We start from the raw sequence: 23,924 nt of genomic DNA on the forward strand, positions 1-23,924 counted from the left end.
CTGGCCTTAAGCCTTTGCCGGGCCATTCCCGATCTGCCACACAAACGGCGGCTCAGCCCCATTGATCACCCAATCCCCGACAATCCGTGCCTTGTAGATCACCGGGTTATGGGACGACACCGTCCGCGCATTGCGCCAATGCCGATCAAGGGCTTTACCCTGGCGCACATCCGACGCCCCCAGCGCATTGAACAACTCGCTGGTCGCACGCTGGATCAATTCCGACACCACCACCTGCGCCGTGGCCGATTCAATCTCGGCGGCCACATTGGCTTCACGCTCAGCCCCATCATCCCCGCCAAACCGCGCCACGTACGCCTGTTGCGCCGGCACTGTCGCCTTCAAGGCGCTGGCCTCGGCGGCATACACCAGCGCGGCGACTTCGCCCACCACCTGCTGGATCTGCGCGTCCTGGCTGACATGCTGCGCATTGCCGTGGCTGTAGATGCGCTTGCGGCTGCGCACCTGATGGGCCACATCCCGCAACGCTGCGCGTCCAATACCGGCGAGGCTGGCCAGTAGCACCAACTGATAGAACGCGGTCTGGTATTTGAAGCGGGTCGCAAAGTCGATCACATTTTCTGCGTCCACCACGGCATCGGTAAAGCGCGAAGTGCCGCTGCCGGTGGTGCGCTGGCCAAAGCCGTCCCAGTCATCGCTGTGCACCACGCCAGGCTGGCGGGCGCGGGTTGCTGCGATCACGTCGCCGCCGGTATCGCTGCGTTGGGCATACACGTCGATCCAATCGGCGAAAATGCTGCCGGTGCTGTAGAACTTTTCACCGTTGAGTTTCCAGCTGTCGCCGTCGGGGCTGACCTGGGTGACCACATCGCCGATGGCCACATTGCCGATCTCGGTCCAGGCGCAACCGACGATATCGCCGTCGACAAAGCGCTTGAACCACAGGTCACGGCCGGCGCTTGGCGGCGCATTCAAGCGGTCTTCCGCGAAGGCAAAGTGCCCGCGCAGGGCCTGGGGCACATTGGAGTCGGCTTCGGCGAGTTCAATCAACAGCTCAAACAACTGAGGCAGAGACGCGCCACCGCCGCCGTATTCCACCGGCACGCGCACCGCGCCAAAGCCTGCTTCTTTCAACCACTGGATCGGTTCATGGGGCAGGGTGCGGGTGTGCTCGCGCAACACGGCGCCTTCGGCGATACGCTGGAAGATCGGTCGGAAGCGGCCGGCCAATGCGGGGTAGTCGACGCCGGTGGACAGCGGGTTGATGACGTGATGTTCGGTCATGGGGGACGGCTCCTGGGCAGTGATCAATAGCCTGGGGGATTGCACAGTCCGTGCCGGGTGCCGGCCCCTGTGTTTACGGGGAAAACATCTCGGCGACTGTTGCCCTGGCAACAGTGGATGGACAAACCCGCACAATCCGCGACATCGGCGCCGACCTGCATTATTCGTCGCAGCCCCGCTGGTACGGGCGTCTTACAGGCCTGGCACACTTGCTGCTCTAGCCCTCGGTACATCCCTTTTGTGCGAGGTAGCGTCCGATGAGCCAGAGTCCTGTGAAATTTGCCTATTGGGTGCCCAACGTCAGCGGCGGGCTGGTGGTGAGCAAGATCGAGCAACGTACCCACTGGGGCATCGACTACAACCGCACGTTGGCGCAACTGGCCGAAGCCGCCGGTTTTGAGTACGGGCTTACCCAGATTCGCTTCACCGCCGGCTACGGCGCTGAAAACCAGCATGAATCCGTGGCATTCAGCCATGCGCTGCTGGCCGCCACCACCAAACTCAAGGTGATCGCCGCGATCCTGCCAGGCCCATGGCAACCGGCATTGGCGGCCAAGCAATTGGCAACCATCGACCAACTCACCAACGGCCGTATCGCGGTAAATATCGTCAGCGGCTGGTTCAAGGGCGAGTTCCAGGCCATCGGCGAGCCGTGGCTGGAGCATGACGAGCGCTATCGGCGCTCCGAAGAATTTATCCGCGCGTTGAAAGGCATCTGGTCCCAGGATGACTTCACGTTCAAAGGCGATTTCTACCGCTTCAACAACTACACACTCAAGCCCAAGCCCCTCGGCCAACCGGAAGTGTTTCAGGGCGGTAGCTCGCGGGCCGCACGGGACATGGCCGCGCGGGTGTCCGACTGGTACTTCACCAACGGCAACACCCCGGAAGGCATCAAGGCGCAGGTCGATGACATCCGTGCCAAGGCGGCGGCCAACAACCACTCGGTCAAAGTCGGCGTCAACGCCTTCGTGATCGCCCGCGACACCGAAGAAGAAGCCCGCGCCGTATTGGCCGAAATCATCGACAAGGCCGACCCGGAAGCCGTGAATGCCTTTGGCGACGCGGCCAGACAGGCGGGCAAGGCTTCACCGGAAGGCGAGGGCAACTGGGCCAAGTCCAGCTTTGAAGACCTAGTGCAGTACAACGACGGCTTCAAGACCAACCTGATTGGCACGCCGCAGCAGATTGCCGAGCGTATCGTGGCGCTCAAGGCAGTGGGTGTGGACCTGGTGCTGGCGGGCTTCCTGCACTTCCAGGAAGAGGTGGAGTACTTCGGCAAGCGTGTGTTGCCGCTGGTGCGTGAGCTGGAAGCCAAGGCCGGGATCAAGCAGGTGGCCTGATAAACACCACCGATCAAATGTGGGAGGAACCTGAATTCTGTGGCCGGTACACAAGCAAGCAGATCCACTGCCATCGGGGGCAAGCCCCCTCCCACATTTGGATCTGTGCCGGGCCGGAAAACCGAGTACAGCGCCAATCCCCTGTGGGAGGGGGCTTGCCCCCGATGGCGGTGGGTCAGCTAGCATTTGTGCCAGATGATACGCCGCCTTCGCGGGCAAGCCCGCTCCTACAGGGTCAAGGTGTTTGCAGGGTCAGCACCTCAAAGCCATCCGCCGTCACCGCCACCGTGTGCTCCCACTGCGCCGACAGGCTGTTGTCCTGGGTCACCACCGTCCAGCCATCTTTCAGGCTGCGTACTTTGGAGCTGCCCTGGTTGAGCATCGGCTCCACCGTAAACACCATGCCTTCGCGCAGCACCAACCCGGTGCCGGGGCGGCCGAAGTGCAGCACCTGCGGTTCTTCGTGCATCTCCCGGCCGATGCCATGGCCACAGTACTCACGCACCACGCTGTAGCCGTTGGTTTGCGCATGGCTTTGGATGGCATGCCCGATGTCACCCAGGCGTGCGCCGGGCTTGACCTGGCGGATGCCGGCCCACATCGCTTCGAAGGTCTTCTCCACCAGGCGCCGCGCCTTGGGCGCCACGCTGCCGATCATGTACATCTTGCTGGAATCGGCGATATAGCCGTCTTTTTCCAGGGTGATGTCGATGTTGATGATGTCGCCGTCTTTCAACACGTCCTTTGCGCTGGGCATGCCGTGGCACACCACCTCGTTGATCGAGGTGTTGATAGAGAAGGGGTAGTCGTACTGGCCCAGGCTGGCGGGCCGGGCCTTGAGGTCATTGCGTATAAACGCTTCGACGGCGCTGTCCAGCTCCAAAGTCGACCGGCCAGCGACGACGAAACCGTCGAGCATCGTAAATACCTGGGCCAACAGGCGACCGGATTGGCGCATCACGGCCAGTTGTTCGGCAGTCTTGGTCATTACATGCACTCTCGGGTCAGTAGGTTAGGTTCCGCTCGGCGCGCAGGCCGATCCATGAATCGTATGCGTTTGGTCTATTTTGCGTAAAGCCCTGGCAAAAAGATTGCGATATGTTGCCGAGTGCAACGTGCCATCCAGCGCCACGCGGGGGGTTAAACGTTTAATCGCAGTGATTCGACGACGATATCACCGACGCCATTTTCCTTATCTATTCCGGCATTGCGCTTATGAAGAATAGTTACAACGAGCGCCGGTTTTGCCGAGTAGGCTTCGAAGTTGTAGGTCCATAAAAGGGAGAAGTTGGCCATGCTTTCGGAATTAGAGCTTCGCAGCATTATTGAAGGAAGTTTCCTGCCCAAACGGTGCGAATGCACCAAAGCCGAAGATGCTTCGTTGACGATCAAGGTCTACGACGACCGCGACCGTGACCGGGTGGACCTGGAAGTCAAAGGCATCAACGCAGACAGGCTCGACAGCAGTCGAGCGATTTGCAACCTGATCACCGGGTTGCGCGAGGATCTCAAGCACACCCATGCACCTGTCCTGCAAAGGGCGGGAGGGCGCGCCTACTGACCTGTAGGAGCGAGCTTGCTCGCGAAGGTATTTCAGGCGCATTGCGGCGTCGGATGTACCTTTTTCGCGAGCAAGCTCGCGCCTACAGGAAATCAGTTTTGAAAGTCGCAGGCTTCGGACATTTTCCGGTAGCTCACGTCTTGCACTTTGCCCGCCGTATCCACGAACTTGATATCGGCCTTGATGACTTTGCAGTCGTCGGTCGGGGTTTCGTTCATGGCCAACACTTTGGCGATATTCATCGGCATGCCGTAGTGGTAAGGCACGGGCTTGGCATCGTCGGCCTGGGCCAGGTTCGACACGGCTGCCAGCGCCAGTGCGCCGCCAAACACGAGAGTGCGCAGTTTCATGGTGGTGCTCCGCAAGTGGGTACAACTTCACTCTCGGCTTGCGGGATTAAGCATCGATTAATGTTTGCCTGGCTGACAAAACCTTCATCCAAGCTGCTGGCGATACGGCAGGTCCGGCCCGGTCTTGGCGCAGGTCAGCGCTGCGGCGCGGGTCGCAAAGCCCAGCATCGCGTCGATCTGCGCGCGGGTGAGCTGTTGCAGCCCCTCCACCGAATCCAGTTGCTGTTCGGTCAACCAGGCAATCAAAGCCGCTTGGAAGGTATCGCCGGCACCTACCGTATCGGCCATCACCACCTTGACCGCTGGCGCAGACCAACTGCCGTGCTGGCGGCTGAATACCGTCGCGCCATCGCCGCCACGGGTCAGGAACACCAACTGGCAACGGTGTTGCAGCCAGCCTTGCAGCACGCTCTCGGGCGATTGGTCGGGGTAGAGCAGGTGCAAGTCTTCGTCGCTGACCTTGATCAGGTCGGCATGCTTCACCAACTGCGCAACGCGGTCACGCCACAGCTGGATATCCGGCTGCGGGTTCAGGCGCACATTGGGGTCGAGGCTGATCAGGCGCTTGCCGCTTTCACGCTGGACCAGGCTCAACAGGGTGTCGCCAATGGGCTGCACCACCAAGGAGAATGAGCCAATATGCAGCCCGCGAATGTCATCGCCCAATACCGGCAGGTGCCCGATTTCCAGCAGCCGGTCGGCGCACCCTTCGCCCCGGAAGTTGTATTGCGGTGAGCCGTTGGCCCCTACGGCAACCATCGACAACGTAGTGGGCGCCGCGAATTCCACCAGGAATTGCTCGCTCACACCTTCATCCTTGAGCACCTGCAACAGGCGGCGCCCCAGAAAATCTGTCGACAAACCGCCAAACAACCCCGCCTCGATGCCCAGGCGGCGTAATCCCACCGCCACGTTGAACGGCGAACCGCCGGCAATCGCCTTGTAATTAACCTTGGAAGCCTGCCCGCTGGCATCCTCCTCGCTGAAAAAATCAAACAGCGCTTCACCACACACCAGATACATAGTCGTTCGCTCTTAAAGGGTTGCCACAAGCTGCTGGTAGCGCTCGTAAGCCTGTTGATAGGCGCTGACGTTGGCCGCCACCGGCAAGGTGCGGCTGGCCGGGTCGACGCTGACGCATTTGTCGCACAGGCTGGCCAGCGATTCGCCGGATTGGCACCACGCCGCCTGGATCGCCGCGCCCAGGGCCGCAGCTTCGCTTTGTTCGGTGCAGACCACTTCGGTGTTCATGATATCGGCGACCATCTGCCGCCACAGCGGGCTTTTCGAGCCGCCGCCGATCAAGCGGATGCTTTGGCTTTGCAGACCGGTCTGGCGCAGCAAGTCGAGGCCGTAACGCAGGCCGAAGGTGGTGCCTTCGACCACCGCCCGGCACAGGTTGGCGCGGGTCAGGTTGGTCATGGTCAGGCCGTGCAGGCTGCCAGTGGCGTGGGGCAGGGCGGGTACGCGTTCGCCGTTGAGGAACGGCAACATGCTCACGCCGTCGGCCCCGATGGGCGCCTGGTCGACCAAGGCGTTGAAGGTGTTCAGGTCCAGTTCGAACAGCTCACGAATCACCCCGGTGGCGTTGGTCAGGTTCATGGTGCAAATCAGCGGCAACCAACCGCCGCTGGACGAGCAGAACGTGGCCACCGAGGCTTGGGGGCTGACGTTGGGTTGATCAGCAAACGCGTAGACGGTGCCCGATGAGCCGAGGCTCATGGTGATCACGCCCGGTGCGATATTGCCGGTGCCAATGGCGCCCATCATATTGTCGCCGCCGCCGCTGGCGACAATGGCATTGGGGTTGATCCCCAGGCGTTCGGCGATGGCGGGCAGGACGGTGCCGACGGGTTGATCGGCCTCGATCAGTTCCGGCAACGCCGCTTCCAGGCGCCCGCTGGGGTCGATGTGCTTGAGCAGGTCGAGGTCCCACTGGCGGCTGCGCACGTTGAAATACCCCGTGCCGGACGCATCGCCATATTCGGCCACGGCGCGGCCGGTGAGCCAGTAGTTGAGGTAATCGTGGGGCAGCAGGATATGGGCGGTGCGCGCAAAAACATCGGGGTGTTGTTCGCGGGTCCAGAGTAGCTTGGACACGGTGTAGCCCGGTGCAATCGCCACGCCCAGGCGTTCCAGGGAACCGCTTTCGCCGCCCAGGTGGTGCAGCAGGCGGTCGTTCTCGGGCGCGGTTTCGGTGTCGCACCATAGCTTGGCCGGACGAAGGACCTGGCCTTGCTTATCCAGCAGCACCAGGCCGTGTTGCTGGCCGGATACGCCGATGCCTAGGATGGCCTGGCCGTCGACGCCGGCCTGTTGCAAGGCGCGGTGGGTGGCTTCGGTAAAGGCATCGAGCCATTCCTGGGTGTGTTGTTCGCGACGGCCGTTGGCGCCGCTGATCAGGGTGTGGGCAGCAGCGCCCAGGCCAAGCACCTTGCCGGTGGACGCGTCGAGGACGATGGCCTTGGTGCCCTGGGTGCCGCAGTCGATGCCGAGGAACAGGTTTTGCTGGGTCATGGTGGGGTGCTCAGCAGTATTATTCTTGGGTTGGCAATACAGTCCAGTGTGGGAGGGGGCTTGCCCCCGATGAGGGAGTGTCAGTTGAAACATAGGTGACTGACACACCCCCATCGGGGGCAAGCCCCCTCCCACATTTTTTAAGCCGGTTTCTTCAGTAAAGTTTGCAGGGTTGCGGTAACACCGTGGTCACGCAAACTCACAAAACACCGCTCAAACGCTGCCACAAACTCAGGCGAATTGGGAATAGCCGTACCAAAAATCTCCTCCACGCCCAACAGCCGTTTGCTGATCAATGCATCGTCACTCACCAACCCCTGGCAAAACTCCGCACGCGGGTCGGGGATCTTGTAGCTCACCCCATTCTCATCCACGCCCTTCAAGTACAACGCCCAAGCCGCCACCACCAACGCCGCACGCTCGGTCTCGCGCCCATCGGCAATCAGGCGGTTGATGGTCGGCACGGTGAACTTGGGAAACTTCGACGAGCCGTCGGAGCACACCCGTTCCAACTGATCGGCAATCGCCTGGTTGGAAAAGCGATCCACCAGGGTGTGCTTGTAATCGGTCAGGTCGATACCCGGCACCGGCGCCAGGTTCGGCGTGACGTCCAGGTCCATGTACGCACGCATATACGCCACGAACACCGGGTCGTTCATGGTCTCGTGCACAAACCGATAGCCTTTGAGAAAACCCAGGTACGTCAGCGCCAGGTGGCTGCCATTGAGCAAGCCGATCTTCATCTCTTCATAAGGCGTCACATCATCGGTGAACTGCACGCCGACCTTTTCCCACGCCGGGCGACCGTTGACGAACTTGTCTTCCAGCACCCATTGCACAAACGGCTCGCATACCACCGGCCAGGCATCGTCGATGCCGTGTTCGTCGTGCAATTGCAGGCGATGGGCGGTGCTGGTCATCGGCGTGATGCGGTCGACCATGGCGTTCGGAAAGCTCACATTCGCCTTGATCCAGTCATGCAGTTCGGCGTTGTGCAACGCAGCGAAGGCCAGCAGCGCCTTGCGCGTCACGGCGCCGTTGTGGGGCAGGTTATCGCAGGACATCACGGTAAATGCCGGGATGCCGGCGGCGCGGCGCTGGGTCAGGGCGGCGCAGATAAAGCCGAACACGGTTTTCGGTGCCTTTGGATGCGCCAGGTCGTGCTGGATCTGCGGCAGGTGGGCCATGAACTCGCCGTTGCTGTCGTCGATGCAGTAGCCGCCCTCGGTGATGGTCAGCGAGACGATGCGGATCTCGGGGCTGGCGAGCTTGTCGATCAGGGCCTGGGCGCCGTCTTCGGCCAACAGCATGTCGCTGATCGAGCCGATCACGCGCACTTCGGTGTCGTCGGTATCGCCCAGTTCATACAGGGTAAATAGATAATCCTGACCGGCCAGGTCGTCGCGGGCCTTGCGGTCTTCACTGCGCAGGCCGACGCCGCAGATGCTCCAGTCCAGGCCCTCGCCGGTATTCATCAGCGCGTCGGTGTAATACGCCTGGTGCGCACGGTGGAAACCGCCGACGCCGATATGGGCGATGCCCTGCGAGGTGTGGGTATAAGTCGGCAGTTGCACTTCGGGCGCCAACTGGGTGAGGTTCTGTTTATTCAGTTTCATGACGGAATACTCGCGAAATCAGGCGGCAGCGCGCAGTGGACGGGTCACGGCGACACCCTCGGCGTCGAATAGATGGCAGTGCGCTGGGTCGAGGTGCAAGTGCAGCGTCTCGCCGTATTGGCTGGCCATGTCGCCACGAATGCGCAGGGTCAGCGGCTCACCGCTGGCGGTATTGACGTGGCAGAAGGTGTCGCTGCCCAGGCGCTCGCCGACGTCGGCGGTGACGGTCAGCGTGGTCTGGCCGGGGGCGGCGATCTCCAGGTGTTCCGGGCGGATACCCAGGGTCACGGCGCTGCCGACGCTCAAGGTCGGACTGCTTAGCGGCAGGCTGACGGTGGTGCCGGCGTCCAGCTGAACCTCACAGCCCTGGGCCTCAACGCGGGTGACCTTGCCCTTGAGGAAGCCCATTTTCGGCGTCCCCAGGAAGCCCGCCACAAACAGGTTGGCCGGCTGGTGGTACAGCTCCAGCGGCGAACCGACCTGTTCAATGCGGCCACTGTTCAATACCACCACCTTGTCGGCCAGGGTCATGGCCTCGACCTGGTCGTGGGTCACGTAGATCATGGTGGCTTGCAGTTCTTTATGCAGGCGTGCCAACTCCAGGCGCATTTGCACCCGCAGGGCGGCGTCGAGGTTGGACAGCGGTTCATCGAACAGGAAGATCTTCGGGTTGCGCACAATCGCTCGACCAATCGCCACGCGTTGGCGCTGGCCGCCGGAGAGCTGCTTGGGCTTGCGTTCCAGCAACGGCCCCAGCTCCAGGATGCGCGCCGCTTCGCTGACCTTGCTTTCAATCAACTTCTTGTCGACGCCAGCCAGGTCCAGGGCAAACGACATGTTTTTGCGCACGCTCATATGCGGGTACAGCGCGTAGGTCTGGAACACCATGGCCAGGTCGCGCTTGGCCGGGGTCACTTCAGTGATGTCGCGACCGTCCAGCTCAATGGTGCCTTCGCTGACTTCTTCCAGGCCGGCGATCAATCGCAGCAGGGTGGATTTGCCACAGCCCGACGGGCCGACAAACACCACGAATTCTTTGTCGTTCACTTCCAGGTCAATGCCTTTGATGATCGAGAAACCTTCGAAGCCTTTTTGCAGATTCTTGATTTTCAGGTTGGCCATGATGGGCCTCCGCTTGGAATTATTATTTAACAGCGCCGAAGGACAAACCGCGCACCAGCTGTTTCTGGCTGATCCAGCCAAAGATCAGGATCGGCGCGCAGGCCAGGGTCGAGACGGCCGACAATTTGGCCCAGAACAAACCTTCGGGGCTGGAGTAGGAGGCGATCAACGCAGTGAGCGGCGCGGCATTCGAGGAGGTCAGGTTCAACGACCAGAATGCCTCGTTCCAGCACAGGATCAGCGACAGCAGCACGGTGGACGCCAGGCCACCCTTGGCAATCGGCAGCAGCACTGTGACCATTTCCTGCCACAGGCTCGCGCCATCCAGGCGCGCGGCTTCGAGGATGTCCTTGGGGATGTCCTTGAAGTAGGTGTAAACCATCCACACCACGATCGGCAGGTTGATCAGTGTGTAGATGATGATCAGCGCGATACGCGTATCCAGCAGGCCCAGGCTCTTGGCCAACAGGTAGATCGGCATCAGCACGCCCACGGGCGGCAGCATTTTGGTGGAGAGCATCCACAGCAACGTGCCCTTGGTGCGCTGGGTTTCGTAGAACGCCATGGAGTAGGCCGCCGGCACCGAGATCAGCAGGCACAGGGCGGTGGCGCTGAAGGAGATCACCACGGAGTTCCAGGCGTAGGCGAAATAGTTGCTGCGCTCGTTGATGTGCAGGTAGTTCTCCAGCGTCGGCGTGAAGATAAACTGCGGCGGCGTGGCGAACGCGTCGATTTCGGTCTTGAAGCTGGTCAGCACCATCCAGAAGATCGGGAAGAAAATCAGGATCGCGATGGCCCAGGCCAACGTGCCGAGCAACAGGCTTTGCAGGCGACGGGATTGTTGAAGCGTCATGGCGCGGCCCTCAAGGCTTGTCAGTCAGGTTTTTGCCGATCATCCGCACCAGGATGATCGCCGCGATATTGGCGATGACCACGGCAATCAAGCCGCCGGCCGAGGCCATGCCCACGTCGAACTGCACCAGTGCCTGGTTGTAGATCAGGTAGGCGAGGTTGGTCGATGCGTAGCCGGGGCCACCGTTGGTGGTGGTGAAAATTTCGGCGAAGACCGAGAGCAGGAAGATCGTCTCGATCATCACCACCACGGCAATCGGGCGTGCCAGGTGGGGCAGGGTGAGGTGCCAGAAGATCGCGATGGCGCCTGCACCGTCCAGGCGCGCGGCTTCCTTTTGTTCCTGGTCGAGGGACTGCATGGCGGTCATCAGCAGCAGAATGGCGAAGGGCAGCCATTGCCACGAGACAATGATGATGATCGACAGCAACGGGTAGTGCGCCAGCCAGTCCACCGGCTCGGCGCCGAAGAATTTCCACACCGCGGCAAGAATCCCCGACACCGGGTGGAAAATCAGGTTCTTCCAGATCAGCGCACCGACGGTGGGCATGATGAAGAACGGCGAGATCAGCAACACCCGCACCAGGCCGCGACCGAAGAACTCACTGGCCTCCAGCAGCGCACTGATCAACACGCCGAGCACCACGCTGATCAGCAGCACGCTGCCCACCAGCAACAGGGTATTGGTGGCGCCGGGCAGGAAGCCCGAATCGGTGATGAAGTAGGTGAAGTTCTCCAGCCCCACGAACTCGTTTTCGCCGGGGTAGAGCAGGTTGTAGCGGATCAGCGAAAAGTACAGGGTCATGCCCAGCGGCACGATCATCCACAACAGCAGCAAGGCCACCGAAGGGCTGACAAGGAACCAGCCGGGGTTGGCCAGGCGGTTTTTGGGTGGTGTATTCATGGTATTCAAGGCCACTACAGAGCAAGAATCAGAGTGCGATCAATGTGGGAGGGGCGGTGCGACGATTCGACTTGCCCCCGATAGCGGTGGATCAGCTACAAATTAGTTGGCTGACCGGTCCTCATCGGGGGCAAGCCCCCTCCCACATTTACAGTGGTGAGGCAGGGTTATTTGGGGTAACCGGCCCGCTTCATTTCCCGCTCAGTAGTGGTCTGCGCAGCGGTCAATGCCGCATCCACCGTCTGCTGCCCGGTCAATGCACCCGAGAAGAACTTGCCCACCTGCGTGCCAATCGCCTGGAACTCAGGAATGGTCACCAACTGGATACCGATATACGGCACCGGCTTGAGGGTCGGTTTGGTCGGGTCCGCGACTTTCAGCGATTCCAGCGTTACCTTGGCAAACGGCGCAGCCTTCATGTACTCATCGCTGTAGGTCGACTTGCGCGTACCTGGCGGTACATTGGCGATGCCGTCGGTCTTGGCCACCAACTCGCCGTATTCCTTGGAGGTTGCCCAGCTGGTGAACACCTTGGCGGCGTCCTTGGCCTTGGAACTGGTTGGAATCGCCAGGCTCCAGGAGTACAGCCACGACGTGCCCTTGTCGGTCTTCTCGTGGGGGGCGAAGGTGAAGCCGACGTGATCCGCGACCTTGCTCTGGGTCTTGTCGGTGACAAACGAGCCGGCCACGCTGGCATCGACCCAGATTGCGCACTTACCGCTGTTGAACAGCGCCAGGTTTTCGTTGAAACCGTTGCTGGAAGCACCCGGCGGGCCGGATTTCTTCATGTTGTCGACGTAGAAGTTCAGCGCGTCCTTCCACTCAGGGCCGTTGAATTCCGGTTGCCACTTCTCATCGAACCAGCGCGCACCGTAGCCGTTGGCCAAAGTGGTAATCAACGCCATGTTCTCGCCCCAACCGGCTTTGCCGCGCAGGCACAGGCCGTATTGCTCTTTGGATTTGTCGGTGAGTTTGCTGGCGAATTCGCCGATCTGGGTCCAGGTCGGATGCTCGGGCATGGTCAGCCCGGCGTCCTTGAACAAATCGGTGCGGTAGTAGGTGATCGAACTTTCGGCATAGAACGGCAGGGCATACAGCGAACCCTTGACGGACAAACCGTCACGCACCGAAGGGAACACATCGTCGAGGTCGTAGGACGCCGGCAGGTCCTTCATCGGCTCCAGCCAACCCTTGGCACCCCACAGTGCAGCTTCGTACATGCCGATGGTCAACACATCGAACTGTCCGCCCTGGGTGGCGATGTCGGTGGTCAGGCGTTGGCGCAGCACGTTTTCTTCGAGCACCACCCAGTTCAGCTTGATCTCCGGATGCTCGGTCTCGAAGGTTTTCGAGAGCTTCTGCATGCGAATCATGTCGCTGTTGTTGACGGTGGCAATGGTCAGGGTCTGCGCGCCAAGGCTGACGGCGCTGAGGGTCATGCAGGTACAAGCGAGCAGGGCTTTTGCTGTGAACTTCATCGCGCACTCCATTTCCGCGCCCAGGGGGCTACAGAAGGACAGTTATTGTTGTTGTGTCTTCCCACAGGGAGTCAGGAAGAGTGTGCGGTTGATTACAGCCTTGAAATGGCGGTGTGACAAATCCTTGGGCGCACTGGGACTGATACTTTTTTGCACTCGATCACGCGAGGTTCTGCTCGGTCAACCGCTGCACCGCCAGGCGGCGGTAGTGGGAAGGGGTCATGCCTTTGAGTTGCTGGAAGCGCCGGTTGAAGTTGGAGATGTTGTTGAACCCCGACTCAAAGCACACGTCCGTCACCGCTTTGTCGCCGTCCGCGAGCAACTCGCAGGACTTGCTGATACGCAGCCGATTGACGAACTCGATAAATGTGCGCCCGGTGGCCTGTTTGAACACCCGCGAAAAATAGGTGGGCTTCATCCCCAGGTAGTCCGCCACTTCTTCCAACGGTAATTCCCGCGCGTAGTGGGCAAAGATGTAGTCCACTGCGCGGTTGGTACGGTCGATGCTGTGTTCGTCAGCCAATTGCGGCGTGGTCACGCCGGAGAGTAATTGGTAGTCCTCACAGGCACTCAATACGTCCAGCAGGATAAAGAAGTGTCCCAGGCGCGCCATGCCTTGGGCGTCTTCGATGCGTTGCATCAAGGCCATGGCTTGGGCGATGGTCTTTTTACAGCGGAATTCGATGCCGTACTGCGCGCGTTCCAGCAACGGCGCCAGCGTCTTGAGTTCGGCAAATGTCTGGCTACCGCTTTCAAACAACTCATCAGTGAAGTTCACCAACATGTCGCGCTTGGCCACTACTTCGTCTTCCTCCACTTGGCTGATCCAGTTGTGAGGCAGGTTGGGGCCGGTGAGGAACAGGCTTTCCGGATAGAAATTGCCGATGTAGTCGCCGATAAACACCTTGCCGGAGCTGGCGACGATCAGGTGCAGCTCGTATTCCTTATGGAAATGCCAGCGCACCAGCGGGCAGGGGAAACCGTGCTGGCGGTAGATGATGGACAGACCGTTGTGATCGTCCATCAACTCGTAGGACGGGTCGGTGATGCGCGCTGCTCGGGTCATGCTGCCGTCGCTTTATTGTTGGGTGCGACCCGAATAATGCCCCCATGTGTGCGACGCTGTCAGCCTTGGTGTTTACAGGCTGCGGTTTTTCGCCTCGATCCACTGGGACATGTACTGGGTACTTTTATGCGCATGATGGCGCAGCATGCTGCCGGTGAAGTTGTCGCGACGGTGGTGGGCCAGGTGGCTGCGGCATTGCTCCAGGCACTCGATCAGCGCTGGGCCGTGGATAGTCTGGTCATAGCGATGGGCCAGCAGTTGGCGGCCATCTTCCTGAGCCTGGACCCAGCGGCTGCGATCCTGATACAGCGCCACGGCGGCAGCGGCAAACGCGGGGGCGCTCTGTTCGATCACGCCAGGCCATGGCTGATCATCTGCCATGCCTTCGGCGCCGATGGGGGTGGTGATATTCGGCGTGCCGCAGAGCATCGCGTCCGCCAGCTTGCCCTTGATGCCGGCGCCGAAACGCAGCGGCGCCAGGCAGAGGCGGGCGGCGCTCATCACCGCTAGCGCGTCTTCGGCCCAGTTCATCACATGAAAACCCTGGGCCGGGTTGTGCAATGCCGTGGCCTTGGGCGGCGTGTACGAGCCATAGATGTGCAGCTGGGCGCCGGGTAGGTGTTGGCGGATCAGTGGCCAGACGCTGTTTTTCATCCACAGCACGGCATCCCAGTTGGGCGCGTGGCGGAAGTTGCCGATGCTGAGGAAGTGCGCACGGTCTTCAAACGGGGTGAAGGGTGCGGTCGGCGCCTCCATCATCAAGGGGCACCAGTGGAGCAGGGCAGCAGGCACCTTGAACTGCTCGGTGAGCAGGCGGATTTCCACATCGGAGATCATCAGGCTGATATCGCAACGGTAAATCGCGGCGATTTCACGCTTGGCCAGGTCGGTGTCAGCCATCAGCTGGAACTCCTGCGTGAGAGCAGGGGCAAAGAGCGCGCTGAAATCATCGCTGTCGGGATCGGCCTTGAGCTGGGCCTTGAGGCGCTGATGGCGCGCGTCGCGCAGGCTTTGCAGGTCGCTGGTTTCCAGCACGCGCAGGGCGTCGGGGCAGCACTTTTCTACACGCCAGCCGAATTGCTCTTCCATCATGAAACGGTCGAACAGCACGATATCCGGGGCCAGTTCGCGAACAAAGTCATCGAAACTGCTGTTATTGAGTTCGATGGTGCGCTCGGCAATACCCAGCACCTGCAAATCGGCCTTGTGCTCGCCAAGTGCGGCTGGGCTGGCGAAGGTAATGTCCCAACCTTGTGTAAGAAAACTCTCAAGGATTTGCATCATGTGCCCGCCGGCAGCCGAGGAACGAGGCTCGGGCCAGACATAACCAATGACCAGGACGCGGGTGGCAGGCAGATTCATCAACAACGGTTTCCTTGGAGAGGGGGCGCAAAGCGCGCAATTAAACCACAAGCGGGCGGCATGACAATTTGTGCATGGCGGTAGGTAGCCACACAACTTTGTGGTTAACTTCCGCCTCTCGAATTCGTTTCAATAAACCCAGCATAAGGATTCCGTTCATGGCTCAAGTCACTCTCCGTGGTAACCCTGTCCAGGTTGAAGGCGAACTGCCACAAGTCGGCACCCAGGCCCCTGAGTTCACCCTGACCGCCGGCGACCTGTCGGACGCAACCCTGGCTACTTTCGCCGGCAAGCGCAAAGTGCTGAATATCTTCCCAAGCGTTGACACCCCGACCTGCGCCACGTCGGTACGCAAGTTCAATGCCCAGGCCAACGAGCTGAACAACGCTGTCGTCCTGTGCATCTCCACTGACCTGCCATTCGCCCAGGCTCGTTTCTGCGGCGCCGAAGGCCTGGAAAACGTGAAGAACCTGTCGGACTTCCGCAGCGCAGCCTTCGCCGTTGACTACGGCGTAGCCATCGCTGAAGGCCCGCTCAAAGGCCTGACCGCCCGTGCCGTTGTGGTACTGGACGAAAACGATAACGTGCTGCACAGCGAACTGGTTGCCGAAATCGGCCAAGAGCCAAACTACGAAGCAGCCCTGGCTGTTTTGAAGTAACTGTTTCGGCGCATTACTGTCGTTTAGCAGTAACACGCGTGATGCATGATTGCGGCCTGGCCTAGTCCAGGCCGTTTTTATTTGTCGCTCAGAGGCTTAGCCCGATAGCGAATGGACTAAGGTCAGAAGTTAAAAGTTGTAAGCCCAAGGTAAATAGCCGGTAAAGGCGCTTTTCTTAATGCGCCCCAGTGCTTATCTTTCAGCCTCCCCAAGTAGAAGCTCTCGCGCCCAATGGTTGATCACTCCATGCAATCCACCCCTCGTAACTCCCGCCGCTGGCTGTTCGGCCTGCTCGTGCTGCTGATTATTGCCGGCCTGTGCTGGAAATTCTGGCCAGGCAGCCACACGGACAGCGCCGAGCAAAAGCCCGCCGGGCGTGCCGGCAAGACGGGGATGATGCGCCCGGGCTTTGGTGGCTCCACAGGTCCCATCCCGGTGCGTGTGGCGCCGGCAGTACAGGGCGAGTTCCCGGTGTACTACAAGGCCTTGGGCACGGTGACCGCGCTCAATACCATCAATGTGCGCAGCCGGGTGGGCGGGGAGTTGGTCAAGATCGCCTTTGAAGAAGGGCAGATGGTCAAGGCCGGCGACCTGCTCGCCGAGATCGACCCGCGCAGCTACCAGAACGCCTTGCTCCAGGCCCAGGGCACGCTGTTGCAGAACCAGGCCCAGCTGAAAAACGCCCAGGTCGATGTGGAGCGTTATCGCGGTCTCTACGCCCAGGACAGTATTGCCAAGCAAACCCTGGACACCGCCGAAGCACTGGTCCTGCAATACCAGGGCACGGTCAAGACCAACCAGGGCGCGGTGGATGACGCCAAGCTCAACCTCGAATTTACCAAGATCCGTGCGCCGATCACTGGCCGCGTGGGCTTGCGCCAGGTCGACGTCGGCAACCTGGTGGCGGCCAACGACACCACTTTCATCGCGGTGATTACCCAGACCCAGCCGATCAACGTGGTCTTCACCCTGCCGGAAAACACCCTCGATACAGTGCTCACCCGCTATCACGCCGGCAACAAGCTGCCGGTGGAAGCCTGGGACCGTGGCGACGCGAAACAACAGGCCGTCGGCGTGCTGCAAAGCCTCGACAACCAGATCGACGTGACCACCGGCACCCTGAAATTCAAAGGCCGTTTCGATAACAAGGACCAGGCCCTGTTCCCCAACCAGTTCGTCAACGTGCACCTGCTGGCCGACACTCTGCATAACGTCGTGCTGGCGCCGTCCGCCGCGATCCAGTTCGGTAACAGCGGCACCTTTGTCTACAAGCTCGACGGCGACAAGAAGGTCAAGGTCCAGCCGCTGGTGGTGGGTGACACCGATGGCGACAACACCGTGATCAAGGAAGGCCTGGTCGCCGGCGACCGCGTGGTGCTGGAAGGCACCGACCGCTTGAAGGACGGCAGCGAGATCGAAGTGGTCAACAGCAGCAGCGAAGTGCTGACCACCCCGACCGAGCACCTGCAAGGCAAGCCCGCCGCCAAAGGGGAGACCGGCGCTACCGCCGGCAAGGCGCAAAAGGTCGGTTCATGAACCTGTCGCGGCTGTTTATCCTTCGCCCGGTCGCCACCACGCTGAGCATGCTGGCCATTGTCTTGGCCGGCATCATTGCCTATCGCTTGCTGCCGGTGTCGGCCTTGCCCCAGGTGGACTACCCGACCATCCGCGTGATGACGTTGTACCCCGGCGCCAGCCCGGACGTAATGACCAGTGCGGTCACCGCGCCGCTGGAGCGCCAGTTCGGGCAGATGCCGGGCCTGACGCAGATGGCGTCCACCAGTTCCGGCGGCGCCTCGGTGCTGACCCTGCGTTTCAACCTCGACATCAACATGGATGTCGCCGAGCAACAGGTGCAGGCTGCGATCAACGCCGCCACCAACCTGTTGCCCAAGGATTTGCCGGCGCCGCCGGTGTACAACAAGGTCAACCCGGCGGACACCCCGGTGCTGACCCTGGCGATCACCTCCAAGACCATGTTGCTGCCCAAGCTCAATGACTTGGTCGACACGCGCATGGCGCAAAAAATTGCCCAGATCAGCGGCGTCGGCATGGTCAGCATTGCCGGCGGCCAGCGCCAGGCTGTGCGCATCAAGGTCAACCCGGAAGCCCTGGCGGCCAACGGCTTGAACCTGTCGGACGTGCGCACCCTGATCGCCGCGTCCAACGTCAACCAGCCCAAGGGTAACTTTGACGGCCCAACGCGGGTGTCGATGCTCGACGCCAACGACCAGTTGGTCTCACCGCAGCAATATGCCGAGCTGATCCTGGCCTACAACAACGGCGCGCCGCTGCGCCTGAAAGACGTGGCGCAGATCGTCGATGGCGCCGAGAACGAACGCCTCGCCGCGTGGGCCAATGAAAACCAGGCCGTGCTGCTGAATATCCAGCGCCAACCCGGTGCCAACGTGATCGAGGTGGTCGACCGCATCAAGGCGCTGCTGCCGAGCATCACCGACAACCTGCCGGCCGGCCTGGATGTGACGGTACTCACCGACCGCACCCAGACCATCCGCGCTTCGGTCACTGACGTACAACATGAATTGCTGATCGCCATTGCCTTGGTGGTGATGGTGACGTTCCTGTTCCTGCGCCGCGTCAGCGCGACGATTATTCCGTCCATCGCCGTGCCGCTGTCCCTGGTGGGCACCTTTGGCGTGATGTACCTGGCGGGCTTCTCCATCAACAACCTGACGCTGATGGCCCTGACCATCGCCACGGGGTTTGTGGTGGACGATGCCATCGTGATGCTGGAGAACATTTCCCGCTATATCGAGGAAGGCGAAACGCCGATGGCCGCGGCGCTCAAGGGCGCCAAGCAGATCGGCTTTACCCTGGTGTCCCTGACCCTGTCGCTGATTGCGGTACTGATCCCGCTGCTGTTCATGGCCGATGTGGTCGGGCGGCTGTTCCGCGAATTCGCCATCACCCTGGCGGTGGCAATCCTGATTTCCCTGGTGGTGTCGCTCACGCTGACGCCAATGATGTGCGCGCGCTTGCTCAAGCGTGAACCCAAGGAAGAAGAGCAGGGCCGTTTCTACAAGGCCAGCGGTGCCTGGATCGATTGGCTGATCGAAGCCTACGGACGCAAATTGCAGTGGGTGCTCAAGCATCAACCGCTGACCCTGCTGGTGGCCATCGCCACTCTGGGCCTGACCGTATTCCTCTACCTGGTGGTGCCCAAAGGCTTTTTCCCGGTGCAGGACACCGGGGTGATCCAGGGCATTTCCGAGGCGCCGCAGTCGATTTCCTTCGCCGCGATGAGCCAGCGCCAGCAGGAATTGGCCAAGATCATCCTGGAGGATCCGGCCGTGGAAAGCCTGTCTTCCTACATCGGTGTAGACGGTGATAACGCCACGCTCAACAGCGGTCGTCTGCTGATCAACCTCAAGCCCCACGGCCAGCGTGACCTGAGCGCGGCCCAGGTGATCACGCGCCTGCAACCGCACATCGACAAGCTGGTGGGCATCCGTCTGTTCATGCAGCCGGTGCAGGACCTGACCATCGAAGACCGTGTAAGCCGCACCCAGTACCAATTCAGCATGTCCTCGCCAGACGCCGACCTGCTGGCGCTGTGGAGTGACAAACTGGTACATGCCCTCAGCCAGTTGCCGGAGCTCACCGACGTTGCCAGTGACTTGCAGGACAAAGGCCTGCAAGTGTTCCTGGTGATCGACCGCGATGCGGCCTCGCGTCTGGGCGTCAGCGTGTCGACCATCACCGACGCGCTGTACGACGCCTTCGGCCAGCGGCAGATTTCCACCATCTACACCCAGGCCAGCCAGTACCGCGTGGTATTGCAGGCCCAATCGGGCGAAACCCTGGGCCCGGCGGCACTGAACCAGATCCACGTGAAGACCACCGATGGCGGGCAGGTACGCCTGTCGAGCCTGGCCCATGTGGAACAGCGTCAGGCGCAGTTGGCGATTGCGCATATCGGCCAGTTCCCGGCGGTAATGATGTCGTTCAACCTGGCCCCTGGCGTGGCGCTGGGCAAAGGCGTGGAGCTGATCAACCAGACCCAGAAAGACATCGGCATGCCGGTGGGTGTGCAGACACAATTCCAGGGCGCGGCCCAGGCGTTTGAAGCGTCGCTGTCGAGCACCTTGCTGCTGATCCTGGCAGCGGTGGTGACCATGTACATCGTGCTCGGCGTGCTCTACGAGAGTTATATCCACCCGATCACCATCCTCTCGACCTTGCCGTCGGCGGCGGTGGGGGCCTTGCTCGCCTTGCTGCTCAGCGGCAATGACCTGGGCATGATCGCGATCATCGGCATTATTTTGTTGATCGGTATCGTGAAAAAGAACGCGATCATGATGATCGACTTCGCCCTCGATGCCGAACGTAACCAGGGCCTCGACCCGCAGACCGCGATCTACCAGGCGGCGCTATTGCGCTTCCGGCCAATCCTGATGACCACCCTGGCTGCCTTGTTTGGTGCGGTGCCGTTGATGTTGGCCACCGGTTCCGGTGCAGAGCTGCGTCAACCGTTGGGCCTGGTCATGGTCGGTGGTTTGCTGGTGAGTCAGGTATTGACCCTGTTCACCACGCCGGTGATCTACCTGTATTTCGACCGCCTTGGCCGTCGCTGGCGCAAAGAGCCGCAAAGCCTGGAGCCGGTTGAGTCATGAACCTGTCCGGACCTTTTATTCGCCGGCCGGTTGCCACCATGCTGTTGAGCCTGGCGATCATGTTGCTGGGCGGCGTGAGCTTCAATCTGCTGCCGGTGTCGCCGCTGCCGCAGATCGACTTCCCGGTGATCGTGGTGTCGGCCAGCTTGCCCGGTGCCAGCCCCGAGGTGATGGCATCGACCGTGGCCACGCCGCTGGAGCGTTCGTTCGGCGCGATTGCCGGCATCACCACCATGAGCAGTTCGTCGAGCCAGGGCTCCACGCGGGTGATTCTGGCGTTTGATTCCGACCGCGATATCAACGGCGCGGCGCGTGAGGTGCAAGCGGCAATCAACGCCTCGCGCAACTTGTTGCCCAGTGGTATGCGCAGCATGCCCACCTATAAGAAGATCAACCCGTCCCAGGCACCGATCATGGTGCTGTCGCTGACCTCGGACGTGTTGCAGAAAGGTCAGCTGTACGACTTGGCCTCGACCATCCTGTCCCAAAGCCTGTCCCAGGTGCCGGGTGTGGGCGAAGTGCAGATCGGCGGCAGTTCCTTGCCGGCGGTGCGTATCGAGCTGGAGCCCAAGGCCCTCGACCAGTACGGCGTGGCCCTGGACGATGTGCGTAACACCATCGCCAACGCCAACCAGCGTCGGCCAAAGGGCTCCCTGGAAGACAGCGAGCGCAATTGGCAGATCCAGGCCAATGACCAGCTGGAAAAAGCCAAGGACTACGAACCGCTGCTGATTCGCTACCAGAACGGCGCGGCGTTGCGCCTGGGGGATGTGGCCAAGATCAGTGACGGTGTGGAAGACCGCTACAACAGTGGTTTCTTCAACAACGAGCCGGCGGTGCTGCTGGTGATCAACCGCCAGTCCGGCGCCAACATCATCGAGACCGTCCGCCAGATCAAGGCGCAGTTGCCGGCGTTGCAGGCGGTGCTGCCGTCCAGCGTCAAGCTCAACCTGGCCATGGACCGCTCGCCGGTGATCACTGCCACCCTGCATGAAGCCGAGATGACTCTGCTGATTGCCGTGGCCCTGGTGATCCTGGTGGTGTACCTGTTCCTCGGTAACTTCCGCGCCTCGTTGATCCCAACCCTTGCAGTGCCGGTGTCGCTGGTGGGCACCTTTGCGGTGATGTACCTGTTCGGCTTCTCATTGAACAACTTCTCGCTGATGGCGCTGATCCTCGCCACTGGCCTGGTGGTGGACGACGCCATCGTGGTGCTGGAGAACATTTCCCGGCATATCGACGACGGTGTGCCGCCGATGAAGGCGGCGTACCTGGGGGCCAAGGAAGTCGGGTTCACCTTGCTGTCGATGAACGTGTCGCTGGTGGCGGTGTTTCTGTCGATCCTGTTTATGGGCGGCATCGTCACCAACCTGTTCCGCGAGTTCTCCATCACCTTGTCGGCGGCGATCATCGTCTCGCTGGTGGTGTCGCTGACCCTGACCCCGATGCTCTGCGCCCGTTGGCTCAAGCCCCATGTCAAAGGGCAGATGACCGGCTTGCAACGCTGGAGCCAGAAGCTCAACGACCGCATGGTCGCCGGCTACGCCACCAGCCTGGATTGGGTACTGCGTCACCGTCGCCTGACCTTGCTCAGCCTGTTGATCACCGTGGGCGTGAATATTGCGCTGTACGTGGTGGTGCCAAAAACCTTCATGCCACAGCAAGACACCGGCCAACTGATCGGCTTTGTGCGCGGCGATGACGGGCTGTCGTTCAATGTGATGCAGCCGAAGATGGAGACGTTCCGCCAGGCCGTACTCAAGGACCCGGCGGTGCAGAGCGTGGCTGGCTTTATCGGTGGTAACAACGGCACCAATAACGCGGTGATGCTGGTGCGCCTCAAGCCCATCAGCGAGCGCAAGGTCTCTGCCCAGGCGGTGATCGAGCGTCTGCGCAAGGACGTACCGTTGGTGCCGGGTGGGCGCCTGTTCCTGATGGCTGACCAGGACCTGCAATTCGGTGGCAGTCGCGACCAGACCAGCGCGCAGTATTCCTACATCCTGCAAAGCGGTGACTTGGCCGCGTTGCGCCTGTGGTACCCGAAAGTGGTCGCGGCCTTGCGCGAATTGCCGGAGCTCACCGCCATTGATGCCCGCGAAGGTCGGGGGGCGGCGCAGGTTACGCTGGTGGTCGACCGCGACCAGGCCAAGCGCCTGGGCATCGACATGAGCATGGTCACGGCGGTGCTGAATAACGCCTACAGCCAGCGGCAGATTTCCACCATCTACGACAGCCTCAACCAGTACCAGGTGGTGATGGAGGTCAATCCCAAATACGCCCAGGACCCGATCACCCTGAACCAGATGCAGGTGATTACGGCTGATGGTGCGCGAGTGCCGTTGTCGACCATTGCCCATTATGAAAACAGCCTGGCGGATGATCGGGTCAGTCATGAAGGCCAGTTCGCCTCGGAAAATATCGCCTTCGATATGTCGCCCGGGGTGACGGTGGAGCAGGGCACGGCCGCCATCGAGCGGGCGATTGCCAAGGTCGGTTTGCCGGAAGACGTGATCGCCAAGATGGCCGGCACCGCCGATGCCTTTGCGGCGACCCAGAAGGGCCAGCCGTTCATGATCCTCGGCGCGCTGGTGGCGGTGTACCTGGTGCTGGGCATCCTCTATGAAAGCTACATTCACCCGCTGACGATTCTGTCGACATTACCGTCGGCCGGTGTCGGCGCGTTGCTCGCGATTTACCTGACCGGTGGCGAGTTCAGCCTGATTTCCTTGCTGGGCCTGTTCCTGTTGATCGGCGTGGTGAAGAAAAACGCGATCTTGATGATTGACCTGGCCTTGCAGCTGGAGCGCCACGACGGCCTCGGGCCACTGGAGTCGATTCGCAGCGCCTGCCTGCTGCGGCTGCGCCCGATCTTGATGACCACCCTGGCGGCCATCCTCGGTGCCTTGCCCTTGCTGCTGGGCGCGGGGGATGGCGCAGAAATGCGTCGCCCGCTGGGCCTGACCATTATTGGCGGCCTGGTGTTCAGCCAGGTCCTGACCCTTTACACCACCCCGGTGGTTTACCTTTATCTCGACCGCGCGCGCCATCGTTTCAACGCCTGGCGCGGCGTACGGACCGATGCTGCCTTGGACACTGCGCTATGACCGATTCAACCAACATCTCCGCCGGCGCCGGTTTACTGTGGCGAGGGAGCTTGCTCCCGCTGGGCTGCGAAGCGGCCCCAAAAAAGCTTGGGAGCGCTTCGCACTCCAGCGGG

The 23,924-nt window shown here is 61.1% G+C and carries 18 protein-coding genes; 6 read left to right on the forward strand and 12 right to left on the reverse strand.

The window, feature by feature from the left end; all coding sequences use genetic code 11:
* Positions 1 to 6: 6 nt before the first annotated feature.
* Positions 7 to 1,245, reverse strand: coding sequence for an acyl-CoA dehydrogenase family protein (locus DYL61_RS15525; protein ID WP_135309036.1), 1,239 nt, complete (start codon positions 1,243 to 1,245; stop codon positions 7 to 9).
* Positions 1,246 to 1,502: 257 nt separating this feature from the next.
* On the opposite strand from DYL61_RS15525, the gene sfnG reads away from it, so the two are divergent.
* On the forward strand, positions 1,503 to 2,588 hold the full coding sequence (sfnG, locus tag DYL61_RS15530; RefSeq protein WP_135309037.1) for a dimethylsulfone monooxygenase SfnG: 1,086 nt from the start codon (positions 1,503 to 1,505) through the stop codon (positions 2,586 to 2,588).
* A gap of 235 nt (positions 2,589 to 2,823) precedes the next feature.
* On the opposite strand, the gene map is transcribed toward sfnG, so the two are convergent.
* Positions 2,824 to 3,576: a type I methionyl aminopeptidase gene (gene map, locus DYL61_RS15535; protein WP_135309038.1), complete on the reverse strand. Its 753-nt coding sequence runs from the start codon at positions 3,574 to 3,576 to the stop codon at positions 2,824 to 2,826.
* Positions 3,577 to 3,882: 306 nt separating this feature from the next.
* Here map and DYL61_RS15540 point away from each other — a divergent pair, with 306 nt between their 5' ends.
* The gene (locus DYL61_RS15540) at positions 3,883 to 4,149 is read left to right on the forward strand and encodes a DUF1652 domain-containing protein (RefSeq protein ID WP_105697096.1); all 267 of its coding nucleotides are present in this window, start codon (positions 3,883 to 3,885) and stop codon (positions 4,147 to 4,149) included.
* Between the two features lie 92 nt (positions 4,150 to 4,241).
* On the opposite strand, the gene DYL61_RS15545 is transcribed toward DYL61_RS15540, so the two are convergent.
* The 10 genes from DYL61_RS15545 to DYL61_RS15590 all read right to left on the reverse strand — a co-directional run bounded on the left by DYL61_RS15545 (position 4,242) and on the right by DYL61_RS15590 (position 15,414).
* A complete protein-coding gene (locus tag DYL61_RS15545; RefSeq protein ID WP_135309039.1) occupies positions 4,242 to 4,499 on the reverse strand; it encodes a DUF2790 domain-containing protein in 258 nt (85 codons plus the stop codon).
* Between the two features lie 84 nt (positions 4,500 to 4,583).
* A complete protein-coding gene (locus DYL61_RS15550) occupies positions 4,584 to 5,522 on the reverse strand; it encodes a carbohydrate kinase family protein (protein WP_135309040.1) in 939 nt (312 codons plus the stop codon).
* A gap of 12 nt (positions 5,523 to 5,534) precedes the next feature.
* Positions 5,535 to 7,016: a xylulokinase gene (gene xylB / locus DYL61_RS15555; RefSeq protein WP_135309041.1), complete on the reverse strand. Its 1,482-nt coding sequence runs from the start codon at positions 7,014 to 7,016 to the stop codon at positions 5,535 to 5,537.
* A 140-nt stretch (positions 7,017 to 7,156) separates the two neighbouring features.
* Positions 7,157 to 8,632, reverse strand: coding sequence for a mannitol dehydrogenase family protein (locus DYL61_RS15560; protein ID WP_135309042.1), 1,476 nt, complete (start codon positions 8,630 to 8,632; stop codon positions 7,157 to 7,159).
* A gap of 18 nt (positions 8,633 to 8,650) precedes the next feature.
* Positions 8,651 to 9,754 (reverse strand): ABC transporter ATP-binding protein, encoded by a 1,104-nt coding sequence (locus DYL61_RS15565; RefSeq protein ID WP_135309043.1) that lies wholly within the window; start codon positions 9,752 to 9,754, stop codon positions 8,651 to 8,653.
* Between the two features lie 22 nt (positions 9,755 to 9,776).
* Positions 9,777 to 10,607 (reverse strand): carbohydrate ABC transporter permease, encoded by an 831-nt coding sequence (locus DYL61_RS15570; protein WP_135309044.1) that lies wholly within the window; start codon positions 10,605 to 10,607, stop codon positions 9,777 to 9,779.
* 10 nt (positions 10,608 to 10,617) lie between these two features.
* Complete coding sequence (locus DYL61_RS15575) at positions 10,618 to 11,508, reverse strand: carbohydrate ABC transporter permease (protein ID WP_135309045.1); 891 nt, start codon at positions 11,506 to 11,508, stop codon at positions 10,618 to 10,620.
* Between the two features lie 167 nt (positions 11,509 to 11,675).
* On the reverse strand, positions 11,676 to 12,986 hold the full coding sequence (locus DYL61_RS15580; protein WP_135309046.1) for an ABC transporter substrate-binding protein: 1,311 nt from the start codon (positions 12,984 to 12,986) through the stop codon (positions 11,676 to 11,678).
* Between the two features lie 160 nt (positions 12,987 to 13,146).
* Positions 13,147 to 14,052 (reverse strand): AraC family transcriptional regulator, encoded by a 906-nt coding sequence (locus DYL61_RS15585; RefSeq protein ID WP_135309047.1) that lies wholly within the window; start codon positions 14,050 to 14,052, stop codon positions 13,147 to 13,149.
* A gap of 72 nt (positions 14,053 to 14,124) precedes the next feature.
* Positions 14,125 to 15,414 carry a glycosyltransferase gene (locus DYL61_RS15590; protein ID WP_135309048.1) on the reverse strand — a complete coding sequence of 430 codons (1,290 nt, stop codon included), beginning with the start codon at positions 15,412 to 15,414 and terminating at the stop codon, positions 14,125 to 14,127.
* Between the two features lie 158 nt (positions 15,415 to 15,572).
* On the opposite strand from DYL61_RS15590, the gene tpx reads away from it, so the two are divergent.
* The 4 genes from tpx (at position 15,573) to DYL61_RS15610 (ending at position 23,811) form a co-directional block, all read left to right on the forward strand.
* A complete protein-coding gene (tpx, locus tag DYL61_RS15595) occupies positions 15,573 to 16,073 on the forward strand; it encodes a thiol peroxidase (protein ID WP_135309049.1) in 501 nt (166 codons plus the stop codon).
* A gap of 231 nt (positions 16,074 to 16,304) precedes the next feature.
* Positions 16,305 to 17,609, forward strand: coding sequence for an MdtA/MuxA family multidrug efflux RND transporter periplasmic adaptor subunit (locus tag DYL61_RS15600; protein ID WP_135309050.1), 1,305 nt, complete (start codon positions 16,305 to 16,307; stop codon positions 17,607 to 17,609).
* Complete coding sequence (locus tag DYL61_RS15605; protein ID WP_135309051.1) at positions 17,606 to 20,707, forward strand: MdtB/MuxB family multidrug efflux RND transporter permease subunit; 3,102 nt, start codon at positions 17,606 to 17,608, stop codon at positions 20,705 to 20,707. The genes DYL61_RS15600 and DYL61_RS15605 overlap by 4 nt, the downstream gene beginning before the upstream one ends.
* Positions 20,704 to 23,811 carry an efflux RND transporter permease subunit gene (locus DYL61_RS15610; RefSeq protein WP_135309052.1) on the forward strand — a complete coding sequence of 1,036 codons (3,108 nt, stop codon included), beginning with the start codon at positions 20,704 to 20,706 and terminating at the stop codon, positions 23,809 to 23,811. The genes DYL61_RS15605 and DYL61_RS15610 overlap by 4 nt, the downstream gene beginning before the upstream one ends.
* Positions 23,812 to 23,924: the final 113 nt, after the last annotated feature.

The sequence above is a fragment of the Pseudomonas nabeulensis genome (assembly GCF_004682045.1).
GTDB lineage: Bacteria > Pseudomonadota > Gammaproteobacteria > Pseudomonadales > Pseudomonadaceae > Aquipseudomonas > Aquipseudomonas nabeulensis.